Origin of the sequence: Paenibacillus borealis (assembly GCF_000758665.1) — a bacterium.
Taxonomy (GTDB): domain Bacteria; phylum Bacillota; class Bacilli; order Paenibacillales; family Paenibacillaceae; genus Paenibacillus_AQ; species Paenibacillus_AQ borealis.
Genome location: NZ_CP009285.1, coordinates 5,059,681 through 5,078,177 on the forward strand (window position 1 = coordinate 5,059,681; position 18,497 = coordinate 5,078,177).

The 18,497-nt window shown below is 50.5% G+C and carries 22 protein-coding genes; 6 read left to right on the forward strand and 16 right to left on the reverse strand.

The features are described 5' to 3' along the window. Nucleotides 1-201 precede the first annotated feature (201 nt). From PBOR_RS21390 to PBOR_RS21420, 7 genes are all read right to left on the reverse strand, one after another. Nucleotides 202-981: an MOSC domain-containing protein gene (locus PBOR_RS21390; RefSeq protein WP_081972135.1), complete on the reverse strand. Its 780-nt coding sequence runs from the start codon at nt 979-981 to the stop codon at nt 202-204. After that, nucleotides 963-1,598, reverse strand: a complete 636-nt coding sequence (locus PBOR_RS21395; protein ID WP_042215167.1) for a hypothetical protein — start codon at nt 1,596-1,598, stop codon at nt 963-965. The genes PBOR_RS21390 and PBOR_RS21395 overlap by 19 nt, the downstream gene beginning before the upstream one ends. 133 nt (nt 1,599-1,731) lie before the next feature. Next, on the reverse strand, nt 1,732-3,669 hold the full coding sequence (locus PBOR_RS21400) for an FtsX-like permease family protein (protein WP_042215169.1): 1,938 nt from the start codon (nt 3,667-3,669) through the stop codon (nt 1,732-1,734). After that, on the reverse strand, nt 3,666-4,421 hold the full coding sequence (locus PBOR_RS21405; RefSeq protein ID WP_042138379.1) for an ABC transporter ATP-binding protein: 756 nt from the start codon (nt 4,419-4,421) through the stop codon (nt 3,666-3,668). Before PBOR_RS21405 ends, PBOR_RS21400 begins: the two co-directional genes overlap by 4 nt. Before the next feature lie 98 nt (nt 4,422-4,519). Then, entirely contained in the window at nt 4,520-5,524 is a 1,005-nt protein-coding gene (locus tag PBOR_RS21410; protein ID WP_042215170.1) for a sensor histidine kinase, read from the reverse strand. Further along, a complete protein-coding gene (locus PBOR_RS21415) occupies nt 5,521-6,210 on the reverse strand; it encodes a response regulator transcription factor (RefSeq protein WP_042215172.1) in 690 nt (229 codons plus the stop codon). Before PBOR_RS21415 ends, PBOR_RS21410 begins: the two co-directional genes overlap by 4 nt. A gap of 32 nt (nt 6,211-6,242) precedes the next feature. Beyond that, entirely contained in the window at nt 6,243-6,935 is a 693-nt protein-coding gene (locus PBOR_RS21420; protein ID WP_052429588.1) for a hypothetical protein, read from the reverse strand. A gap of 156 nt (nt 6,936-7,091) precedes the next feature. Between PBOR_RS21420 and PBOR_RS21425 the strand changes: the two genes are divergently transcribed. Continuing rightward, entirely contained in the window at nt 7,092-7,523 is a 432-nt protein-coding gene (locus PBOR_RS21425; protein WP_042215173.1) for a flavodoxin domain-containing protein, read from the forward strand. Nucleotides 7,524-7,541: 18 nt separating this feature from the next. Here the strand turns inward: PBOR_RS21425 and PBOR_RS21430 are convergent, their stop codons facing one another. Beyond that, nucleotides 7,542-8,501, reverse strand: coding sequence for a LacI family DNA-binding transcriptional regulator (locus PBOR_RS21430; RefSeq protein WP_042215175.1), 960 nt, complete (start codon nt 8,499-8,501; stop codon nt 7,542-7,544). A gap of 216 nt (nt 8,502-8,717) precedes the next feature. On the opposite strand from PBOR_RS21430, the gene PBOR_RS21435 reads away from it, so the two are divergent. Beyond that, nucleotides 8,718-9,185 carry a DUF5677 domain-containing protein gene (locus PBOR_RS21435; protein WP_157764095.1) on the forward strand — a complete coding sequence of 156 codons (468 nt, stop codon included), beginning with the start codon at nt 8,718-8,720 and terminating at the stop codon, nt 9,183-9,185. A gap of 75 nt (nt 9,186-9,260) precedes the next feature. Here PBOR_RS21435 and PBOR_RS21440 read toward each other — a convergent pair whose 3' ends face one another. The 4 genes from PBOR_RS21440 to PBOR_RS21455 form a co-directional block, all read right to left on the reverse strand. Next, a complete protein-coding gene (locus PBOR_RS21440; RefSeq protein WP_042215179.1) occupies nt 9,261-9,857 on the reverse strand; it encodes an isochorismatase family protein in 597 nt (198 codons plus the stop codon). A gap of 27 nt (nt 9,858-9,884) precedes the next feature. After that, nucleotides 9,885-11,093 carry a multidrug efflux MFS transporter gene (locus PBOR_RS21445; RefSeq protein ID WP_042215181.1) on the reverse strand — a complete coding sequence of 403 codons (1,209 nt, stop codon included), beginning with the start codon at nt 11,091-11,093 and terminating at the stop codon, nt 9,885-9,887. A 103-nt stretch (nt 11,094-11,196) separates the two neighbouring features. Then, a complete protein-coding gene (locus PBOR_RS21450) occupies nt 11,197-12,030 on the reverse strand; it encodes a helix-turn-helix transcriptional regulator (RefSeq protein ID WP_042215183.1) in 834 nt (277 codons plus the stop codon). A 197-nt stretch (nt 12,031-12,227) separates the two neighbouring features. Continuing rightward, on the reverse strand, nt 12,228-12,968 hold the full coding sequence (locus tag PBOR_RS21455; protein ID WP_042215185.1) for an SDR family oxidoreductase: 741 nt from the start codon (nt 12,966-12,968) through the stop codon (nt 12,228-12,230). Between the two features lie 160 nt (nt 12,969-13,128). Between PBOR_RS21455 and PBOR_RS21460 the strand changes: the two genes are divergently transcribed. Next, nucleotides 13,129-13,713, forward strand: a complete 585-nt coding sequence (locus PBOR_RS21460; RefSeq protein WP_042215187.1) for a TetR/AcrR family transcriptional regulator — start codon at nt 13,129-13,131, stop codon at nt 13,711-13,713. A gap of 83 nt (nt 13,714-13,796) precedes the next feature. On the opposite strand, the gene PBOR_RS21465 is transcribed toward PBOR_RS21460, so the two are convergent. Beyond that, nucleotides 13,797-14,246 carry an HIT family protein gene (locus tag PBOR_RS21465; protein WP_042215189.1) on the reverse strand — a complete coding sequence of 150 codons (450 nt, stop codon included), beginning with the start codon at nt 14,244-14,246 and terminating at the stop codon, nt 13,797-13,799. A gap of 122 nt (nt 14,247-14,368) precedes the next feature. Between PBOR_RS21465 and PBOR_RS38490 the strand changes: the two genes are divergently transcribed. After that, complete coding sequence (locus tag PBOR_RS38490; RefSeq protein ID WP_483823614.1) at nt 14,369-14,554, forward strand: DUF6199 family natural product biosynthesis protein; 186 nt, start codon at nt 14,369-14,371, stop codon at nt 14,552-14,554. Nucleotides 14,555-14,569: 15 nt separating this feature from the next. Here the strand turns inward: PBOR_RS38490 and PBOR_RS21475 are convergent, their stop codons facing one another. Next, the gene (locus PBOR_RS21475; protein WP_218918846.1) at nt 14,570-14,962 is read right to left on the reverse strand and encodes a hypothetical protein; all 393 of its coding nucleotides are present in this window, start codon (nt 14,960-14,962) and stop codon (nt 14,570-14,572) included. 179 nt (nt 14,963-15,141) lie between these two features. Between PBOR_RS21475 and PBOR_RS21480 the strand changes: the two genes are divergently transcribed. Together PBOR_RS21480 and PBOR_RS21485 are read left to right on the forward strand one after the other, a co-directional pair. Then, nucleotides 15,142-15,723: a LysE family translocator gene (locus PBOR_RS21480; RefSeq protein WP_042215195.1), complete on the forward strand. Its 582-nt coding sequence runs from the start codon at nt 15,142-15,144 to the stop codon at nt 15,721-15,723. A 15-nt stretch (nt 15,724-15,738) separates the two neighbouring features. Further along, nucleotides 15,739-16,512, forward strand: a complete 774-nt coding sequence (locus PBOR_RS21485) for an AraC family transcriptional regulator (RefSeq protein ID WP_042219746.1) — start codon at nt 15,739-15,741, stop codon at nt 16,510-16,512. Nucleotides 16,513-16,563: 51 nt separating this feature from the next. On the opposite strand, the gene PBOR_RS21490 is transcribed toward PBOR_RS21485, so the two are convergent. Both PBOR_RS21490 and PBOR_RS21495 read right to left on the reverse strand, forming a co-directional pair. Then, nucleotides 16,564-17,007: an SRPBCC family protein gene (locus PBOR_RS21490; protein ID WP_425415549.1), complete on the reverse strand. Its 444-nt coding sequence runs from the start codon at nt 17,005-17,007 to the stop codon at nt 16,564-16,566. 23 nt (nt 17,008-17,030) lie between these two features. After that, nucleotides 17,031-18,296 (reverse strand): DUF5050 domain-containing protein, encoded by a 1,266-nt coding sequence (locus PBOR_RS21495; protein ID WP_042215199.1) that lies wholly within the window; start codon nt 18,294-18,296, stop codon nt 17,031-17,033. Nucleotides 18,297-18,497 lie beyond the last annotated feature (201 nt).

Consider the following 18,497-nt stretch of genomic DNA (forward strand, 5'->3'; position numbering starts at 1 on the left):
GCACTAAATACAACATTCCCCTCATAAAATCAGCCCAAATCGAAAAATGTTGTATAAAAGGCAGCATTCCCCCGCCTTCAGGCGGCTTACCAGAAGAATTCTTGTATTTCGTACAACAATCCTTCCGAATGCCCGCATATTGATGGATCAGAGTTGCATTATCTACAACATTCATGTCTGTTCCGCGTCAACTTAGGGCACTCACTCCGCCGCGGACCCTTCCGGCAGCAGAACCACCTGATCACCCAGCCGGACCTCCCCGGTCCGGATCACGGAAGCATACACGCCAAAGTTCAGATTGAACTCCTTATTCACTTGCTTGAGCAGTGAGCTGTCCCGCTCCAGGGTATCCGGGTTCATCGTAATCATAACGCAGCGGTCGCAATAGCTGTCCACCTGCAGCTCCGCACCGCCTATCGATAATCGCCGGCCGAGCCATTCCTCTTCCCCAAGGGAATCCTCACTCACTTCCACGACGAAGTTCCCCCGGAAGCGGCGCTGATCAACAGGCTTGCCCCATAACGCCTCCAGCTTCTTCATGCTCTTATCGGTCACAAGCAGAATACTGGCCCCGTCCACAGATAACAGCTGCGGATGTTTCGCCTCCGGGTGAGGCGCTTTGAACCCGGACATCGTAATTTGCGTGGAGGTCAGACTCTGGATTTCATTCAGCAGCTCCGTATCCCAGCCGAACACTCTGCCGTCTGCCGCCGTCACACGGATATCCCCTCCGATATATTCCGCTTGATAATTAAGCATATTGGGGATCTTTCTGGCCGTAACATACTGCCACCAATCCTTCTTCGTCATATCATAGAAAGCACAGTACCGGTCTCCCTGTACCCCGTAAGATTCTATCTGACAAGCTTCCAGCTCTTCTCCCGCAAAGGATTTCACCGGATAGCGGTTAATCGCCGTAATTTCACCAACTGTAATGGACACTAATTCCGCACCTCTTCTGTCTATAATGTAATGTTCCATCCATTCTCCGAATCTTCAATTATCCTTCTGCTCTTATCCGATAATGCCTTCTGCAGTAAGGTTTCATTGTAGCCCCGATCCTTGAACACACGGAGTATGGCTTCTGCCCGGTCCATCCTGTTTCTCCGGATATTCGACTCCAGCTGAATCTCCAGCGGGACTACAGGAACGGTATATCCGGCAAAAGGCAGCAGCTTAGCATAGCTCCAGATCGCCTGCCCGCCTTCCCAGATTCCCTCACCGTCTTCCGAATCAGGAATGCCCGCTGAATCAGAAATATGTACCACTTCCACATCAAAATCTTCAATGATCCATTTCCCTTTGGTCCAGGTGAACCCTGAAGCAAAAGACTGCGTGAACAATGGCTCCTCGATTGACGATAACCAGCCCGGTTGTTCCCATGTCAAGGAAGGTTTAACCGTTAAGCTAAAGGGTTCAAGGACAGAAGCAATAACCGCCGCATCTCCTGCGCTCTGTGCATACAGATCGAGATCCCCTGGAGTCATCCCCGCACCTTGCAGTACCGAAGCGACTGAGCCTACGATGATCCATTTGCAGTCTGCACCAGATTCGGCGTAACGCTCACATACCGCTTTTAACGCTTCACTATAATTCATAGATGCCTCCTGCAGTATAAACAGTATAGACCATACACTTTACCGTTTCGGCAAACACCTGTCCAGTTCCTTCCACTGCACAAAGTTTCGCAAAATAGCCCCACAAAGTGGGGCCTTGGCTTCGGGTGATGACTTATAGTGATTCCCGGATCACCCGCTTGTAATACAGCACGGAGAGCAGGCCGAAGATCGAATACAGCACAGTGTAAACTGCCATTACCACAAACATCGGGGTAAGCATTTCGGTGCCGAAGAAGAACCAGCCGGATTTCACCGCGAAGTAGCTGTGGCACAGGCCGACGACCAGCGGAATGCCGAAATTGAACAGCTGCTTGAACTGGATGCCGCGCAGGAGGTCTCCCTGAGTGAAGCCCAGCTTACGCAGAATCGTGTATCCGCCCTTCTCCTCCTCGCCTTCATCCATCTGCTTGAAATAGAGAATACAGCCGGAGGTAATAAGGAAGGTCAAGCCCAGGAAACCGACGATGAACATAATGAGCCCCATATTCGTACGCTGGTTCAATTCAAATTCATATTGGGCGAAGCTTGGTGCTGCCGGATGCTGGTCCACATAGATTTGATATGCTGCATCTCTCTGAGTGCGGTCAAGCAGTTCAATGCCGTAATAGTTATCCGCTTCTTTCTTCATCTGCAGCTTCGGGTCCAGCGACTTAGCCAATTCCTGATACACGGACTCATCGACTACAAACACACCGGCGCCGCCGCTATAATAGTAGGGCAGGATCGCATCCGCAGATAAGCTGATTAACTGCTGCTTAATACTGCCGTTAGCAGTCATTAGTCCGACTTCTCCGGGATCAAGTCCCATGAATTTGTCCAGGGTGCTGTCGTAGCCCATAATCCGGACTTCCCCGGGTAATACGTCGATACCTTCCACACTGCTGTCGCTGACAACGGAGGTGCTGAGGATGAGGTCATCTGGATTGTCGAAATTATTTTTGCTCATGATATGCTGCGCGTCCACTTCGATCTGAACCGGATGGATTTCAATCTCTGTGTACTTAATGTGCTGCTCATCCAGGGCTTGGACGAATCTCTCCTTCACGGCCGCTCTGGCGAAGCCGAAATCATGCGGGGAGCTCTGCTTGGCTGTGGCTTCCGCCGAATAGTACGAAATATAGCTGAGGGACAGCAAACCGATAGCGAGTGCAGAGACCGTCGTAATAATCGTCAGCAGCAGCGAATTCGACTTCATCCGGAACATAATAGACGAGAGCGACAAGACTTCATTGATCGACAAGTAGCCTTTTTTGCTATTGCGGATCGTATTAAATATGAAGCTGACCGAGCCTTTATAGAACAGATAAGTGCCGGCAATGACCAGAGCGAGGATGACGATCATGGCGGCCATCAGGCCGGTCATAGTGACAAACTTGCCGCTGAACAGCTGTGTGGATACATAATAACCGCCGGCAATAAAACCGATGCCGAGCACTCCGAGAATAATCTCCCACAGCGGCATTTTGCGGATACGCTCCTGGGTAGTGGATGTCGCCTGGAACAGCGATAGGATGCTTTGCGCTTTGATGAAGGTGTAGTTCATGATCATAATCAGCACGTACACGGCAGCAAAGACCAGAATCGTCCGCTGAAGCGCCTCCGGAGAGAAACGGAGCTTCGCCTGGGCTTCTACGGCAAGAATTTTGTAGAGGATCATCAGGATCAGCCGCGACATCACAAAGCCCGCACCAATGCCCAGAATCATAGACCCGAAATACAGAATCAGGTTCTCCGCACTCAGCAGCCGGAAGATCTTCCCCTTCGTCAGCCCGATCAGCTGGAACAGCCCAATCTCCTTACTGCGCCGCTTGATGAAGATCGTATTGGCATACAGCAGGAAGATCGCGACAATGGCTATCAGCAGTATGGAGGAAGCGCCAATGGCTGCACCCCCTTTGATCGAACCGCTGACGGCATCCATAGCCGGGTCGGATTGCAGCGTCACGAATGAGAAATAGAGGGCCACGCTGAACACAAGAGCGAAGACATACAGATAATAGTTCCTGATATTCTTCTTCAGATTACGCAGGATGATGTAATTCAGACTCATTGCGCAGCACCGCCAAGCACGCCCTGGGTGTTAATAATATCGTTGAAGAAGGACTGCCGCGATTCATCGCCTTTGTTCAGCTGTGTGTAGATTTGCCCGTCGCGGATGAATACTACCCGGCTGCAGTAGCTCGCGGCAACGGCATCATGGGTGACCATGACAATAGTGGCCTGGCGTTTCAGGTTCATATCGGCGAGCTTGTTCAGCAGATCGGACGCAGATTTAGAATCCAGAGCCCCTGTAGGCTCATCGGCAAAAATAATACTCGGATCATGCACGAACGCCCGCGCCGCCGAGGTACGCTGCTTCTGCCCGCCGGAAATTTCCGCCGGATATTTGTCTTTCAGTTCATAGATTCCCAGCTCGCCCGCCACCTGCTCGAACTTCTGATGCGCCTCTTTCTTCGGGATCCCGGTGATCGAGAGCGGCAGCAGCACATTTTCTTTCACAGTCAGCGTATCCAGCAGATTATAATCCTGAAAGATAAATCCGAGATGTTGCTTGCGGAATTCCGCCAGCTGTTTCTCCTTCATCCCTGTGAATTCCTTGCCCTCTATCTCAATAGTCCCCTGGCTGACCCGGTCGATCGAGGACAGGACATTCAGGAGCGTCGTTTTCCCGGAACCGGAAGGACCCATGATTCCCACGAACTCCCCTTTATTCACCTGTAGATCTATCCCCTTCAAGACCTCTTGCTTATTAAATTTATTGCCATAGGTTTTATAGATTTTGTTAGCCTGCATAATAACCATCGTTCACCCACTCCTTTTCTATAGCTCAATCATAAGCGGGCCGGGGTTTATTTTCCTGCGCTTCGCCGAACAATGTGAAGAAGCATGTGACATTATTGTCACATGCCTGTAATTCTCTGAAAGTCGTTCTCCCGGGGAAAAGTAAGCGTAAATATACTCCCTTCCCCGGGTACGGATGCCGCATGAATGCTGATCAGCAGCGGCTCCGCCACCTGCCGGGTCAGATAGAGGCCCATTCCGGTAGCTGCGCCATCCTGGCGGCCGCGCGATGACGTGAAGCCTTTGTCATAGATCCGCGGCAGATCCCTGGGATCAATGCCCTGGCCGCTGTCTTCGATGGTAAGCACGGTATGGCCGTCCTTTTCACCGCTTCTGATGAGGATATCGGAGGCAGCACTGTATTTCACTGCATTCGTGAGCAGCTGTCTGAGCATGAAGGCCAGCCATTTGCCGTCTGTCAGCACCTCTTCCACCTCAAGCTCCACATCAAAACCGATTCCCTTGGAAATGCACCATGATTTCAGCGCCCGGATTTCCTTATTGAGAACCGGCTCCAGACTTACATTCTCAATGAACAGGTCATTGCGCATAAAGGGAATCCGTTTCTGATGAAGCTGCTGGTCGAGCAGATGATGAATCCGCAGCCATTCGTACATCAGCTGTCTCTGCAGAGTTTCATCCGGCAGACGCTCAATCATCAGCTGCATGGCGGTGAGGGGCGTTTTGACCTCATGAATCCAGGACAGCAGCTCGTCCTTCTCAGACTCCAGCAGCTGGTAGTTCGCGGAGGATTCGCGTTTGTACCTGTCAGTCTGGGCGATAACCGCCTCATGGACGATCCGCTCCAGCGGACTGCCGGGCTCAATCACGGCATGAAGGTCATAGGTCTGATCCCAGGCTTCCAGACTTCTGTAGAACCTTGTCTCCTTGGAATACCGCAGAAATACGAAGGCCAGACATAACAGCACATTCAACAGCACAATGTACAGCACCGGCAGCAACGGGATAGCCGCATCAACATAAGCCACGAATATAATAATGAGCTGCAGAACGGCAAGCAGCAGCAGCCAGCTCCGCTTCTCGGTTATGTATTTCCTTATCATTCTGCCGCCTCTTCGGTCGCCATATACCCCTGTCCGACCTTCGTTTCAATGAAAGCTTCAAGCCCCAGCGGTTCCAGCTTTTTGCGCAGCCGGTTTACATTTACGGTGAGGGTATTGTCACTCACGAAATGCTCATTGTCCCATAAGCTCTTAATCATCTCTTCACGGTCAACAATGCGGTCCTTGCGCTCCACTAATATTTTGAGGATCAGCATCTCATTCTTCGTCAGCAGCGCTGCCCCCTGATTGTTAGTGACCGTATTCTTCACGAATTCAATCGCTGCCCCGCGCCAGGTCTTCAGTTCTGTGCGTTCGGTGCTATAGTTATAGACCCGGCGGAGCGTGGCCTGAATTTTGGCAATCAGCACTTCGAAGTGAAACGGCTTCTGAATGAAGTCATCCGCTCCCAGCTGCATGGACATGACCATATCACTCGGATGATCGCGGGAGGAGAGGAAGATAATCGGCACGTTAGAGTGAGCCCGCAGTATCCGGCACCAGTGGAACCCGTCGAACTGCGGCAGCTGAATATCGATCACCACCAGATCCGGCTTCACCTCCGTGAATTCCTGAAGAACCTTGCCGAAATTCGTGATTCCGTACACTTCATAAGACCACTGGGACAGTCTTTCCCTGATCTCCCCGAACAGCGTGATGTCGTCTTCAATAAGCATGATTTTGAACAAAATGGACGCTCCTTCTGCAGAAATGCTATTCGTTAATCCACTTGGTAACTAACAAATTGATACGGTAAAATACTTTTGATAACCTCAGAGTTACTGGAGTAGAGTGCTGTCATATACTTGTCGAAGGTTAACGTGTTGTCATTCGTCAAGAGAATAACTGTTGTGTCTCTCGAGGGACCTCCAAACTTCCCCTTCAACGTCAGTAAATAGGAGAACGGCTCTTGTTTCCGGCTCCCAGCGGCATCCTCAAATAAATAATACTTGCCACTCTGAAAGAATAGGTCGGAATAAGAAGAACTGCTGCCCCCTTCATTATCATAAAAACTGGCCAGCCGAACTCCCGTATTCAGCCCTTGCGCAGACGCTGCAACAAACTGGTCCCATACTGCCCCGCCTGCAACTACCTCTAAATTGTGCTTAACCACATATCCGCGGGCTGCGGCATCCATCATTGTATAATCCTTAGGCAGTCCGGTAAACCCTGTATAGAAACCTCTCATGTCCAGCGTCAGGGCCGCTGCATTACCGGCAGTTTCACCCGCAGTATTATTTGTTGTATCATCTGTTTCTTTAACCGTTGCATCCCCCGCTGCATTAACCGCCGTAATACCAGCAGTCACACCAGCAGCATTATTAACGGTATTCCCCTCATTCTTGCAGCCTGCCAACAAAACTGCAGCACACATAACCGCCAGCCCCCATGCCATCATCCTAAGCTTCTTCATCCCCATTACTCCCCGCTGGAAATTGTAATTATTGGATAATTATACTTCACATTGATGAATTGACAAAGGCTTGGGCAAGTCTTAGAATATTAAATATATCTTGATAGTCAAGATAATTGAATTCGAAGATATTTTTTCGACTGGGAGGGCTCATGAATGGCATCACTAATTCTATACGCTACCAAATCTGGAGCTTCAGAGCAATGCGCGTTCCTGCTGGCAGAATATATCCCCGGAAGCACGTTATGTAATTTGGAGTCAGAGAAGCCGGACATCGAGAAGTATGAACGCATCATTCTGGGTGCCGGTGTACGCGATGGCAAGATCTATAAGCCGGTCCGCGATTTCATCAAAAAAAATAAACCCGCGCTGCTCGACAAGCAAATGGGTTACTATATCTGCAATGAGAAGCCCAAGAAAACCGAAGAGATTATCACAGATAATATTCCGGAGGATCTGAGGCAGGCATCCGTTTGTATCGAGTCTTTTGGCGGGTATAAAGCCTATGCCGCTCCCGCTAAGGATGCGGATCAGCTCAAAGGTATTTTTGTCGAGAGAATCCGTACTTTTTCAGAACATTTCAAATAAACCTGCCCTAGCCTTCACTCATACCGTCTGCCGCTCAATCATGTTCAGATGAATCTCTTCATGGGCCCGGCCTCCGCCTACCGCCTGCAGAAAAGCCCTCCGGCCGATCTCCACCAGCGGAATCTCGAAGGTCGTGATATGCATCATCCGGGCAATCGGCTGATTATCGAAGCCAACAATGGCGAGCTGTCCCGGCACATCAATCCCGTTCTCCCGGCAAAAGGCCAGAATTCCCGCCGCCACCTGATCACTTGTTACGAGTAGGGCAGTTGGAGGGTCGTCCATCTCCAGAATCCGCTGCATAATCCATTCCCCGTCTTCCAGCTGTACACAATCGTAGAACATATAATCATGGTTATAAGCTTCATTCCGGCTTCTATAGAAATCCCGGTAAGCCGCCTCCCTTAAATTGCTGTTGGGACTGGACTGCCTGGCCAGGCAATAGCCGATTTTGTGATGGCCTTTGCTCCTTAGATAGGTAAGCGCACGGGTGAAGCTCTGATAATGATCCATAAAAATAGAAGAAACCTGATGTCCCCTGCCGTCCTCCAGGACAATAATAGGACCGTACTGCGTATACTCCTCGACAGTCTCCCAGCTGCAGGTCCGCGAACAGATGATCAGCGCATCAATCTGCTTCAGCTTCAGCATCATCAGTGCATCCAGCTCCCGCTCCGCTTCATAGTTGGACTGAATAAGTACCAGCTTATAATTGTCCTTGATGGCCTCGTCTGCGATACCTTCCACGACCATCCCGAAATATGGCCTTGTAATATACGGAACAACTACCCCGATCAGATTCGTTCTGCCCTTGCTTAGATGTACTGCGTTTATATTCCGTTCATAATCGGCCGTTTCCATCGCCTGCAGAACTGCTTCCCGCTTCGCCATGCTTACATAAGGGTGACCGTTAAGAACACGGGATACCGTTGTAACCGATACTCCGGCCAGCTTCGCAATATCTTTGATATTCGCCATAGTCCCACCTTCCCCCAGCGTATTATGTACAGTCTGTACTTCCTCTTAATTCTACCCCAAACCGCCGGAATCCGTTACATTCAGAACATAAATAAAGCATTTGACATGAAAGGCGTTTCATAGATTACAGTGGTTCTGTAATCAGGCGGAATCATGGTTAAGTAATGTAAAAGAGGTGAATGGAACATGTACAACGAGGAAGCAGGGGCCTGTATCATGAATCACCACAGGGAATTGTGGGGTACGTATGAGAATCTGGCCGGATGCATGGGTACGCAGCTGATCGAACACCCTTTTCCGCAGACGATGGAGTCTCTTGTCTCGCTTGAGCTGATGACCAAATTCCATACATCATTGCTGGCAGAACGCCTGCTGCTGAATTCTGGGTTCTTCCAAGAGGCTTATTGCATACTGCGCCTGATGCTCGAATATACGATTACCTTGAAATTCATTCTGCTCCTGCCTGAAGAAAGGGCTGTCTTATATATGGATGACGACGCCTCAGCTCCCCGGCCGCTTAATTTCGATATCGTGCTGATGGCAGATGAAACCAATATGCAGGAATGGCTGCCTGTCATCGAACATCCCCTTTCAGGCTATTCCTTCCCGTATGAAGCCGGGTATTTGCTGGCCAAATCCTGTGAGCTGACAGCCCTTATGCTGGAAACCGTCCGGAACAGATAAGAGCCGGGCCAGCAGCTCAGGAGGCAATCCTGAATACTGCATAGCCCGGCTCATAAAGTAAGCTGTAACTTGTGCTTAGTTCAAACCTGCTGCAATTTCTTCACTGGTCCGTACCCGGCCTATTCTCGGGAAGATCGTTCCGCAGACATAATCATGCTCTTCCCTGGTGCTTGCTGTCATCGCGTCCTCTGCGAACACTTGCTGATAGCCGTGCTGATAGGCCTCCCTGGCTGTAGTATCTACGCCAATACTGGTGGAAATGCCGCAGAGTACGATGCTCTGGATGCCGCGGCGGCGCAGCTGCAGGTCAAGATCTGTACCAAAGAAGGCCCCCCATTGCCGTTTCGTTATCGTATACGTATTCTTGAACTCAGCAATTTCCGGAACAATATGGTCCCAGCCTTCAGGATAATCGGCGGCTGCCGAAACGGAATCGGTCACAGGTCTGACCATGTCCCTGCCGTCCAGAGTAGATACCTTGACCAGTACTACAAATGCCCCTTTCTGCGTAAAAGCATCCACCAGCTTCACCGCATTCCCTATTACCTGAGCAGCCGTATAAGGAGCAGCCTGACGGCCGCCTCCGGCGATGCCGTTCTGCAGGTCGATCACCACTAATGCCGTCCTGGCTGCTTCTAGGGTTAACGCTGCAGTTTCATGCAACTCTTCCATGTTCTCCACTCCTCTTATTGTGTGATTTTATTCTGCTGCTGCCAGACTGATTGCATTCAGCTTCCGGTAGACTTTGAAGTACACCAGGGCAGCATTAATCAGCAGCAAGCCGCTCGTAACTATAAATACATACCGCGTGCCGAATGCCGCAGCCACTTGTCCGCCCAGCACGGAACCGCCGAACACGCCCAGATAACCTGCCGACATATTGAGGCCGAACACTCTCCCGGTCAGCGCCGCAGGGGTGATCTTTTTGACCATGATGGATACCGAAGGCACCAGTCCGCCGGCCGCCAGGCCCAGCAGGAAACGCAGCCCCATCAGCTCCCAGGGACTCCGGACAAAAGCCTGCGGGATAAAAATCAGTCCGGCCGCAATCAGAGCGAATAGGATTACCTTATGTGCACCGATCCTGTCCGACAGCCTGCCGAGTCTTGGCGCAGCCATAATATTGGCCAGCCCGGAAGCCGAGAAGGTAAGTCCGGCGATCAGCGCCACATGACTGGCGGTCTGGGATAACTGGGTTACATAGACCGTCATGATCGGCTCTATCGAGTATAGGGCCACCGATAAGATGAAGAAGGTTACGAACAAGGTAAGCGTCAGGCTTTTCTGCGGGACGCTGCCCCATATTTCCTTCATCCGCAGCGTCTTGTTATTCTCACGGGTGAACGATTCCTTCACGAAGGCCAGCGTCAGGGCAAAGGCAATCAGCATCAGGATGCCGGTCACAAAAAAAGTATTCTGCACACCCAGATTCTCGGCGATAAAGCCGCCGATGGTCGGTCCCAGCAGGGAACCGGCGATGTTCGCCGTAGACAAGGTGCCCAGCGCATACCCCGCATGTTCCCTGTCCGTCTGCGTGGCAATAAGTGTCGTACAGGCCGTGCCGTAACCAGTGACTGTCCCTTGCAGTAGACGCAACCCGATTAAGACATACACATGTTGCGCAAACCCCATACAGCCGATAATCAGCGCCATCCCGAGACTCGCCCGCAGCAGCATCGGCTTGCGCCCGACCTTGTCGGCAGCCATTCCCCAGACGGGTGAGAAGATAGCGGATATGATATAGGTGATGCCAAAGGCAAACCCGGACAGCCGTGCAACGGAGTCTGCATGATCCACTCCCAGCTGCTGAATATAGAGCGGCAGTACCGGCGCAATCTGGCTCATTCCCACACCTGTCACGAACATGCCGAACCAGCATACGATCAGATTTCTTCTCCATACCGGCATGACAACAAGCCTTCCTTCTGTTATGAATCCACTATTGTGTGCGCGCACTTCACAATAACATCCTCATATTATCAGCCGGAATGGCTCCATACCATGCATTATTTTAAACTTCATGGACATTTTTGCTGTTGAATTCAGAAGGGCTGATGCCTTCAATCCGTTTGAAAATCCGGCTGAAGTAGAATTCATCCGCGTACCCGAGCTCCCCGGCGATCTCTTTCACTTTTTTGCCGCTGCCTTCGAGAAGCAGCTCCTTGGCCTTGTCCATTTTGATTCTGCTGAAGAATTCTATAGGCGAATAGCCGGTAATCTCCTTGAACGCCCTGGACAAATACGCAGGTGACAGCTGTACCAGACCGGCCAATTCCGGCAAGGTGACTCTTGTGCTGATATGCTCCTGCATATACCCGATGACCTTCTCAACCTTCAGGGAGGTGGAGAAATTCTGATTATGACGCTTGTGGTTCTGGTAAATCGCAATCAGGAGCTGCTGCAGTGCTGTCTTCGCGGTAAATTCATAACCCGGCAGCTTGGCATTCCAGCCTTCAACCAGTTTGCTGAAGATCTCTTCAATCTGATAATAATCCGTCAAGTCCTGTGCGGTGTGCAGCGGGAGCATCTCCGGCTCTTCCCCCAGAGTCCACCTTCCCTCCATCAGATTCACCTGCGCATAACTGAAATGTACAGCCAGGAAGCAGAGCGGGTCCTCAAGATCAAACTCCATCGAATGAAATTCACCGGGCCGGATGTAGAACAGCATTCCTGCCTTGAACTGATGTTTCTTATGATCCACCATCACACTGCCTTGTCCCCCAATGACCAGGATCAGCTCATGATGATCGAGAGTACGGGCGATTCGGGTCGAATATTTCCGGGTATCCTTGAATCTCCTGAAGTTGCAGTAATGGATATGAAAAAAAAGATTGTTGATGTTCACGTTTCCCTCCGTATGTCCATACAAGATGTGTTGAAAGTAATGGTTACTCTCTGAGACAATTCGCTTCACACCTTATAATTCCTTTATTGAACTCACCCTGCCAATATAGCAAAAAGCAGCGCCTCCCGCTCACAGGAGCTGCGCTGCTTGTATCATTTCCCCGCTGACCGGCTTCGACTGATTGTCACAGCGCAGCCTTACGGCAGGATCGTGGGTCTGATCACAATCTCATTCACACTGGTATCCTCAGGTTCATCAATCGCGTAAGCAATTGCTCTGGCAATACTGTAAGGAGATATAGCCATGCTGTTCATCTCGCCCGCCATTGCCCGGATTTCCGGACTGCTGATCGTGTGGGTCAGCTCTGTGTCCGTCATCCCCGGCGAGATAATGGTCGAACGGATACGGGAAGAAGCTGATTCTTCCTGGCGCAATCCCTCGGAGATGGCGCGCACAGCATATTTGGTCGCACTGTAGACGGCAGATGAAGGGCTCACGCTATAACCCGCTACCGACGACAAGTTGATAATATGCCCTGACTGCTGCTCCCGCATGACCGGCAGGACCGCAGCGATGCCATACAGCACACCTTTGATATTGACATCAATCATCTGATCCCATTCCTGTACCTTCAGCTCCTGGAGCATGGATGCGGGCATTACCCCGGCGTTGTTCACCAGTACATCAATCCGCCCGTATTGCTGGAGGGCAAACCCTGCCAGCTTCTCCATCTCCTCCGCAGAAGTTACATCGGTCTGCAGATACACCGCATCGCCGCCTTCCTGGACAATCTCTCTGGCGAGTACCTGCAGACGGTCTGTTCTTCTGGCTGCCAGGACTAGCTTTGCACCTTTCTGAGCCAGCAGCCGGGCTGCAGCTTCACCTATTCCGCTTGAAGCTCCTGTAATGATGATAACCTTGGATGATGTATTTTCCACTTGTGACCTCTCCTTTATTCAACGTGTGTTGATTATCTTACTGGTGTTGATTATTATTATATAGAGAAGGTCAGACAATTCAATCGCTAATGTAAGCGGAAATGTCCCATATACAACAGGCGCAGGCCATATGTTCATTAACTGGAGGAGGCAAAGCATAATGGGTACCGGAATCAAAACCGACAGACGGATTCTGAGAACAAGAGAAGCGATTAACAGAGCGTTCCTGGAGCTTTTTGCCGAGAAGGAACTGGAGCAAATCACGATAAACGATATCGCTGAGCGGGCGAATGTAAACCGGGGAACCGTCTATCTGCACTACACCGACAAATATGATCTGCTCAACAGATGCATCGAGGATCACCTGGGCACAATGTTCCTGTCCTGTAATATGACAGGCTCTCCGGACGGCGATGCTGGTCTGATCAGCGAGATGAAGCCGATATTCCAGTATTTCGAACAGAATTTCCTGTTCTTCTCTGCGATGCTTGCCAATCCGCGGACCACAATATTCCGCGAACGCCTGCTGGAGATCGTCTCGGCGAATGTAATTCGTAAGCTGGAGATGGAGAAATCTGTCCCTGAAGGGATGGATGCGCAGCTGATTGCCCATTTCATGGCCTCCGCCTTCGTGGGCACCGTGGAGTGGTGGATCCGGAACCGGATGCCGCATCCCCCCGAAGAGATGGCGCAGCAGGTACGAAGCTTATTTGAGGATAATACAATGTATAGCGGACATAAATAATCCCGCACCACTTCCACCAGGGAAAGATGCGGGATCCGCAGCCGGGGGAACAGGCCTCCGGCTTAACAACTATGTACGCTGAATCAGATTAACTTATTCAGTTCGGTTAATAATGCCTGTTTCAGTTCTGCCAGTCTTTCCTCGCTTGGTCTGCAGCTGTCTGAGTACATCGTTTCTCTGGGCGTCCACCAGACGGGATGGGTCGGATTCGGTTCCGTTAACTGTCTCGGGAAAATATGCCAGTGCATATGCGAGTCGCCGTTGCCCAGCAGCTCATAATTCAGCTTGTGCGGCTTGAATGCATGATGCACCGCTTCTGCCACGAGGCTCATTTCAACCAGAAACTTCTGCTTATAACCGCCGTCTAACTCATGCAGCTCGCGCTTATGCTCCTTGCCCAGAAACAAGGTATAGCCTTCGAAATATTGATGGTCTCCAAGCACCACATACCCTGTTTCCAGCTCGGCTACAAAGTACTTATTCGTGCCTTCTTTAATCAAACGAATGCGGTTACAAATCAAACAATCTTCCATTTGTGAAACCTCCCATTAGACAAGTAACGTATTAATTAATAACTACTAACAGTGAATATACAGAGGAGCTGATTATCATCGGAACTTTTGCCGGAATCGTCATCTTAATATTCGGAATTGCCATCAACGCATTTGGCTTATATGTACGCAGAAATCCCACCTTCAGCTGGCGGATGAGTGAAGGCTGGAAAACGAAGGGTGATGCCGAACCCAGCGACGCCTATATTAGCTCCATGCGCTTCTCCGGGGCCGTAACTTTATGGATCGGATCCTTCGTTATGATAATGGGAATATTGAACCTGCTGTAAAATTTGCCGTGCAGCTTAGTTGCTGATCACGATGAACTGGCGGGGAAGCCATTCGAAATCCTCTTTCAGCTGAAATGCAGATAGGTGAATGTTACGGTCAAGCTCTTTGCACCTAGGCTCAAGGAAACGGTCTGTACCATAGGCCGTGCAGGAATAGAGTTCAACCTGTTCGCCAGGCAACAGGTTACTGTTCAGATAATGGAATAGCTCCGTCAGGCATTTCCTGCCTGTCACTTCAGCACCGGGATGCAGCTTCTGCTTCCCGGTGTTTATTGCGAAGCCCCCTCCATCGGGATTCACCTGGTAGACCAGCGCCTTCTTGAACAGATGCGAGGAGTCCTGGTTCGTCATAGGCCCACTTATATACAGACCTGCCGCATCCTCTTCCGTCTCATAGACTTCAAACATCTTCTCCTCAAGTGTCCCCCTCTTTCCGAAAGAGCCTGTAGGAAGCTCGCGGTCATCTGTGTTATCAACCTCCCTGCGCAAGCATTCAGCCCTTTATTCTAGTGATACCTGCAATAATGTACTATAGCCATTTCCCTGCCGGGTGTATATTCATGTGACTACTTCACCTGGAGGTCATCATGAATATCGTTTCTTTTATCATCTATTGTATTGTGGTAACCTTCACACCCGGCCCTACCAATATTGTCATTCTATCCTCCGTGCAGCATCACGGGGCCAGAAAAACGATGGGTTACGTTGGAGGAGCCACCGTGGCATTCGGACTGCTGCTTGCCGCCTCCGCTCTGCTGAACCGCATGCTTGCAGACTTCATTCCGCATATTCTCGACGTTATGCAGATCATCGGCAGCCTGTATATGCTCTATCTCGCCTATCAGGTCTACAGGATGGGCCGTAACGAGTCCGCAGCTCAGCAATCCTCAGGCTTCGTCTCCGGGCTGCTGATGCAATTCGCCAATCCGAAGGTGCTGCTGTTCACGCTGACCGTTATCCCGGGATATGTTATGCCTTATTATAGTTCACCCGCAGCAGCCTTCATCTTCGTTATGGTAATTACTGTGATCGGGTTTCTGGCATTCACTACCTGGGTCATATTCGGCTCCATATTCAAGAGCTTTCTGCAGCGGCATCAGCGGGTGATGAATAGTATCATGGCACTTTTTCTAGTATACTCTGCTGTAATGGTATCCGGAATTATATAGAGGGCGGTGATTAAGGTGGAACAATTCAATTATAGAAAGTCTGCAGAGATTCTCGCCTTATCGGCCAGCATGACGGATTTCACTTACAAAAAGCATTGTCACGAAGAATATGCCCTGGGCGTAACACTGCGCGGTATCCAGCAATACCATCTGGCCGGCAGCCTGCACTCCTCCCATCCGGGCGGTGTCATGTTGTTTAACCCCGAACAGTACCACGACGGCAATTCCTATGATAGAGAAGGTATTGATTATGTCATGCTCTATATCAAGCCGGACATGTTTGCAGAGATTCTGGGCAAGCAGGAACTGCGGTTCACCTCGCCTATCGTCTATGACAGGGAGCTGGCGCAATCCATCTATTCCTTGAATCAAGCGGTCCAGAATGGCGCTGACAGCGCACTTTGCAGTGAACTGCTGCTACAGCTGGCCCATCTGGCCGCCCACACCGAAATCGAAGCCGCCATGCATACCGATAATGCCTTTGTTCAGCAGGCCAAGGAAATGATGTACTACAGCCTCGGCCAAGTGCTTAAGCTTGATCACATCTCACAGGAGTTAGGCCTGTCCAAATACCAGTTCATCCGCGAGTTCAAATCACATACAGGCATCTCGCCTTACCAATTCTTCCTGAACTGCAAGGTTGAGCATGCCAGACAATCGATCGAGAAGACCAAAGATGTCTATTCGGCAGTAGCGGAATGCGGCTTCACAGACCTGACTCACCTGAACCGCCATTTCAAAAGTGTCTTCGGCCTTACAGCCTATGAATACATGTCACAGCTGGCTTAATCCGCGCATCCCTCAATATTACCGGTGCCTTGAGTGCAGCATCCCACTCTGTTACTCTGCCGCCATCACCTTATCCAGCTGCGCCAGCACCATCGGCCACGCCTGCTCATGCCGGTCCCTGGATTCCGCATCCGGGAAGCCGGCATGGAACAGGCGAAGCAGCGTGGCAGATCCTTGAATCTCAAACTCTACCCGGACCACCGTTTCCGCCCCCTTCGTCCCTCCCGCACCTGTAACCCAGGTCAATTCCACCAGACGGTCCTGCTCAAGGCTCAGAAACCGCCCATAATGCGGGTAACGTTGTTCCTCATGCCTGGTCTCGAAGAAGAACGGAGTATTCACGAGGCCCTCCATGATCAGCGTTCCCGGCGCCGCGAACCAGCGGTCGAACTGCTTCGTCCAAGCCTTGTACAGGACTTCGGGTGAGGCTGTCATCAGGCGATCCACACTCAGGTTAAACAGTCTGGATGTAAGATCAGGTGCATTTGCGGCCATGGTCATTGTAATCATCCCTTCATCTATTCGATGTCAACTTCTACAAAGCGGTTGATTGCGGCATTCATATAATACAGCTTATTATCCACGATATGGATATATAAGGTCTTGTCATCGCCCAGCTTCTCGCTGGTATAATCGCTAAGATTGAGCCGGAACAGCTTCTTGCTGTACTCGGAGTAATTGCTGAAGTACAAATAGTTTCCGCTCAGGTTCATCTCCCTGCCATTCAAAGCGGAAATTTGAGTTAATCCGGTTCCATCTATGTTCATCGTATATACATGCTCTTTGTAATTGAAGTACATGATATCATCTTTCATCACTATATTAGTGATGTATCCGCCATCCAGCAGCTTCTTCTTGTGGCTCCCGTCAAGATCCATGACAAACAGCTTGCTGAAGTCAATCGTATAGTAGATCTTGCCGCCATACACCGCCAGGCTGGATACCCCGTACTGTTCAAGCACCGTTCTGGAGCTGCCGTCGGTCTTCATCCGGTATAGCGGTTTATTCATTGAGGAGTTCCCCTGCGTGAAGTAGATCCAGTCATCAACAACCGACACGAGGTTCTTCCCGACGGCAAAATCCCGAATCATCGTCCGTTCCGACCCGTCCGTATTCATGCTGAACAGCTTGTTGTTGTCGCCCGTATAATACAGCTTTCCGCCTACAAGATTAATATAAGCTGCAAATTCGTCATCGCTGAGCTTCTGAAGATCAGTACCGTCCTTCTTCTGTTTATAGAGCCTCCCCGAGTCTTGCGGATTATTGAAATAGATCCATTCATTGTCCGCCGCATACAAGCCCCAATTGTTGAGATTGCCCACCGAATTCCCTGTTACACCAGGACCGGCGGGTTGTACGGATTCTTCCTGCGTGATCTCGACCTGACCGTTTGCGTAGGTGACCGTTGCTTCAAAAACCTCAGAAAGCACCCGGAGCGGCACCAGCATTCTTCCATTCACCAGTCTCGGAGCGGCTGCCAGCGTGAAGGGCTGCTGGTTCTTGTAGGCTGCGGTAGACCCCGCCGTTATACTCAGCGTAATGGTTCCTTTGGAGATTATGATTGCTTTATTGTTCCCCGGAACAATCATCCCGCCCAGCTCATCCGCCACGAAGCGGAGGGGAACATACACCGTCCCCTGATCATTTACCGGCTGCACATCGAAATTCACCAGCTGGCCGTTGACTGTAACCGTAACCCCCGGCTGTACAGCCGGAGCAGCGAAGCCTGTCGCCGTACCGGTTAAGCTAAGCAGCAGCGGGGCAATAATAATCCATTTCCTCAATGAGAACACCTCTCAGATATTTATTTCTGAACTGACAGCTCCTATGTATTCTACACCTCCATTCATCATTCTTCCACAATATCAATAAATCTCCATCCGGAAGATTGGCGTCCGCACACACAATATTCACTTTACAAGTTCTTGCATATGGTTTATTTTAACATTAAGTCGTCATTAAATGTTGACGACTTCAACCTAATA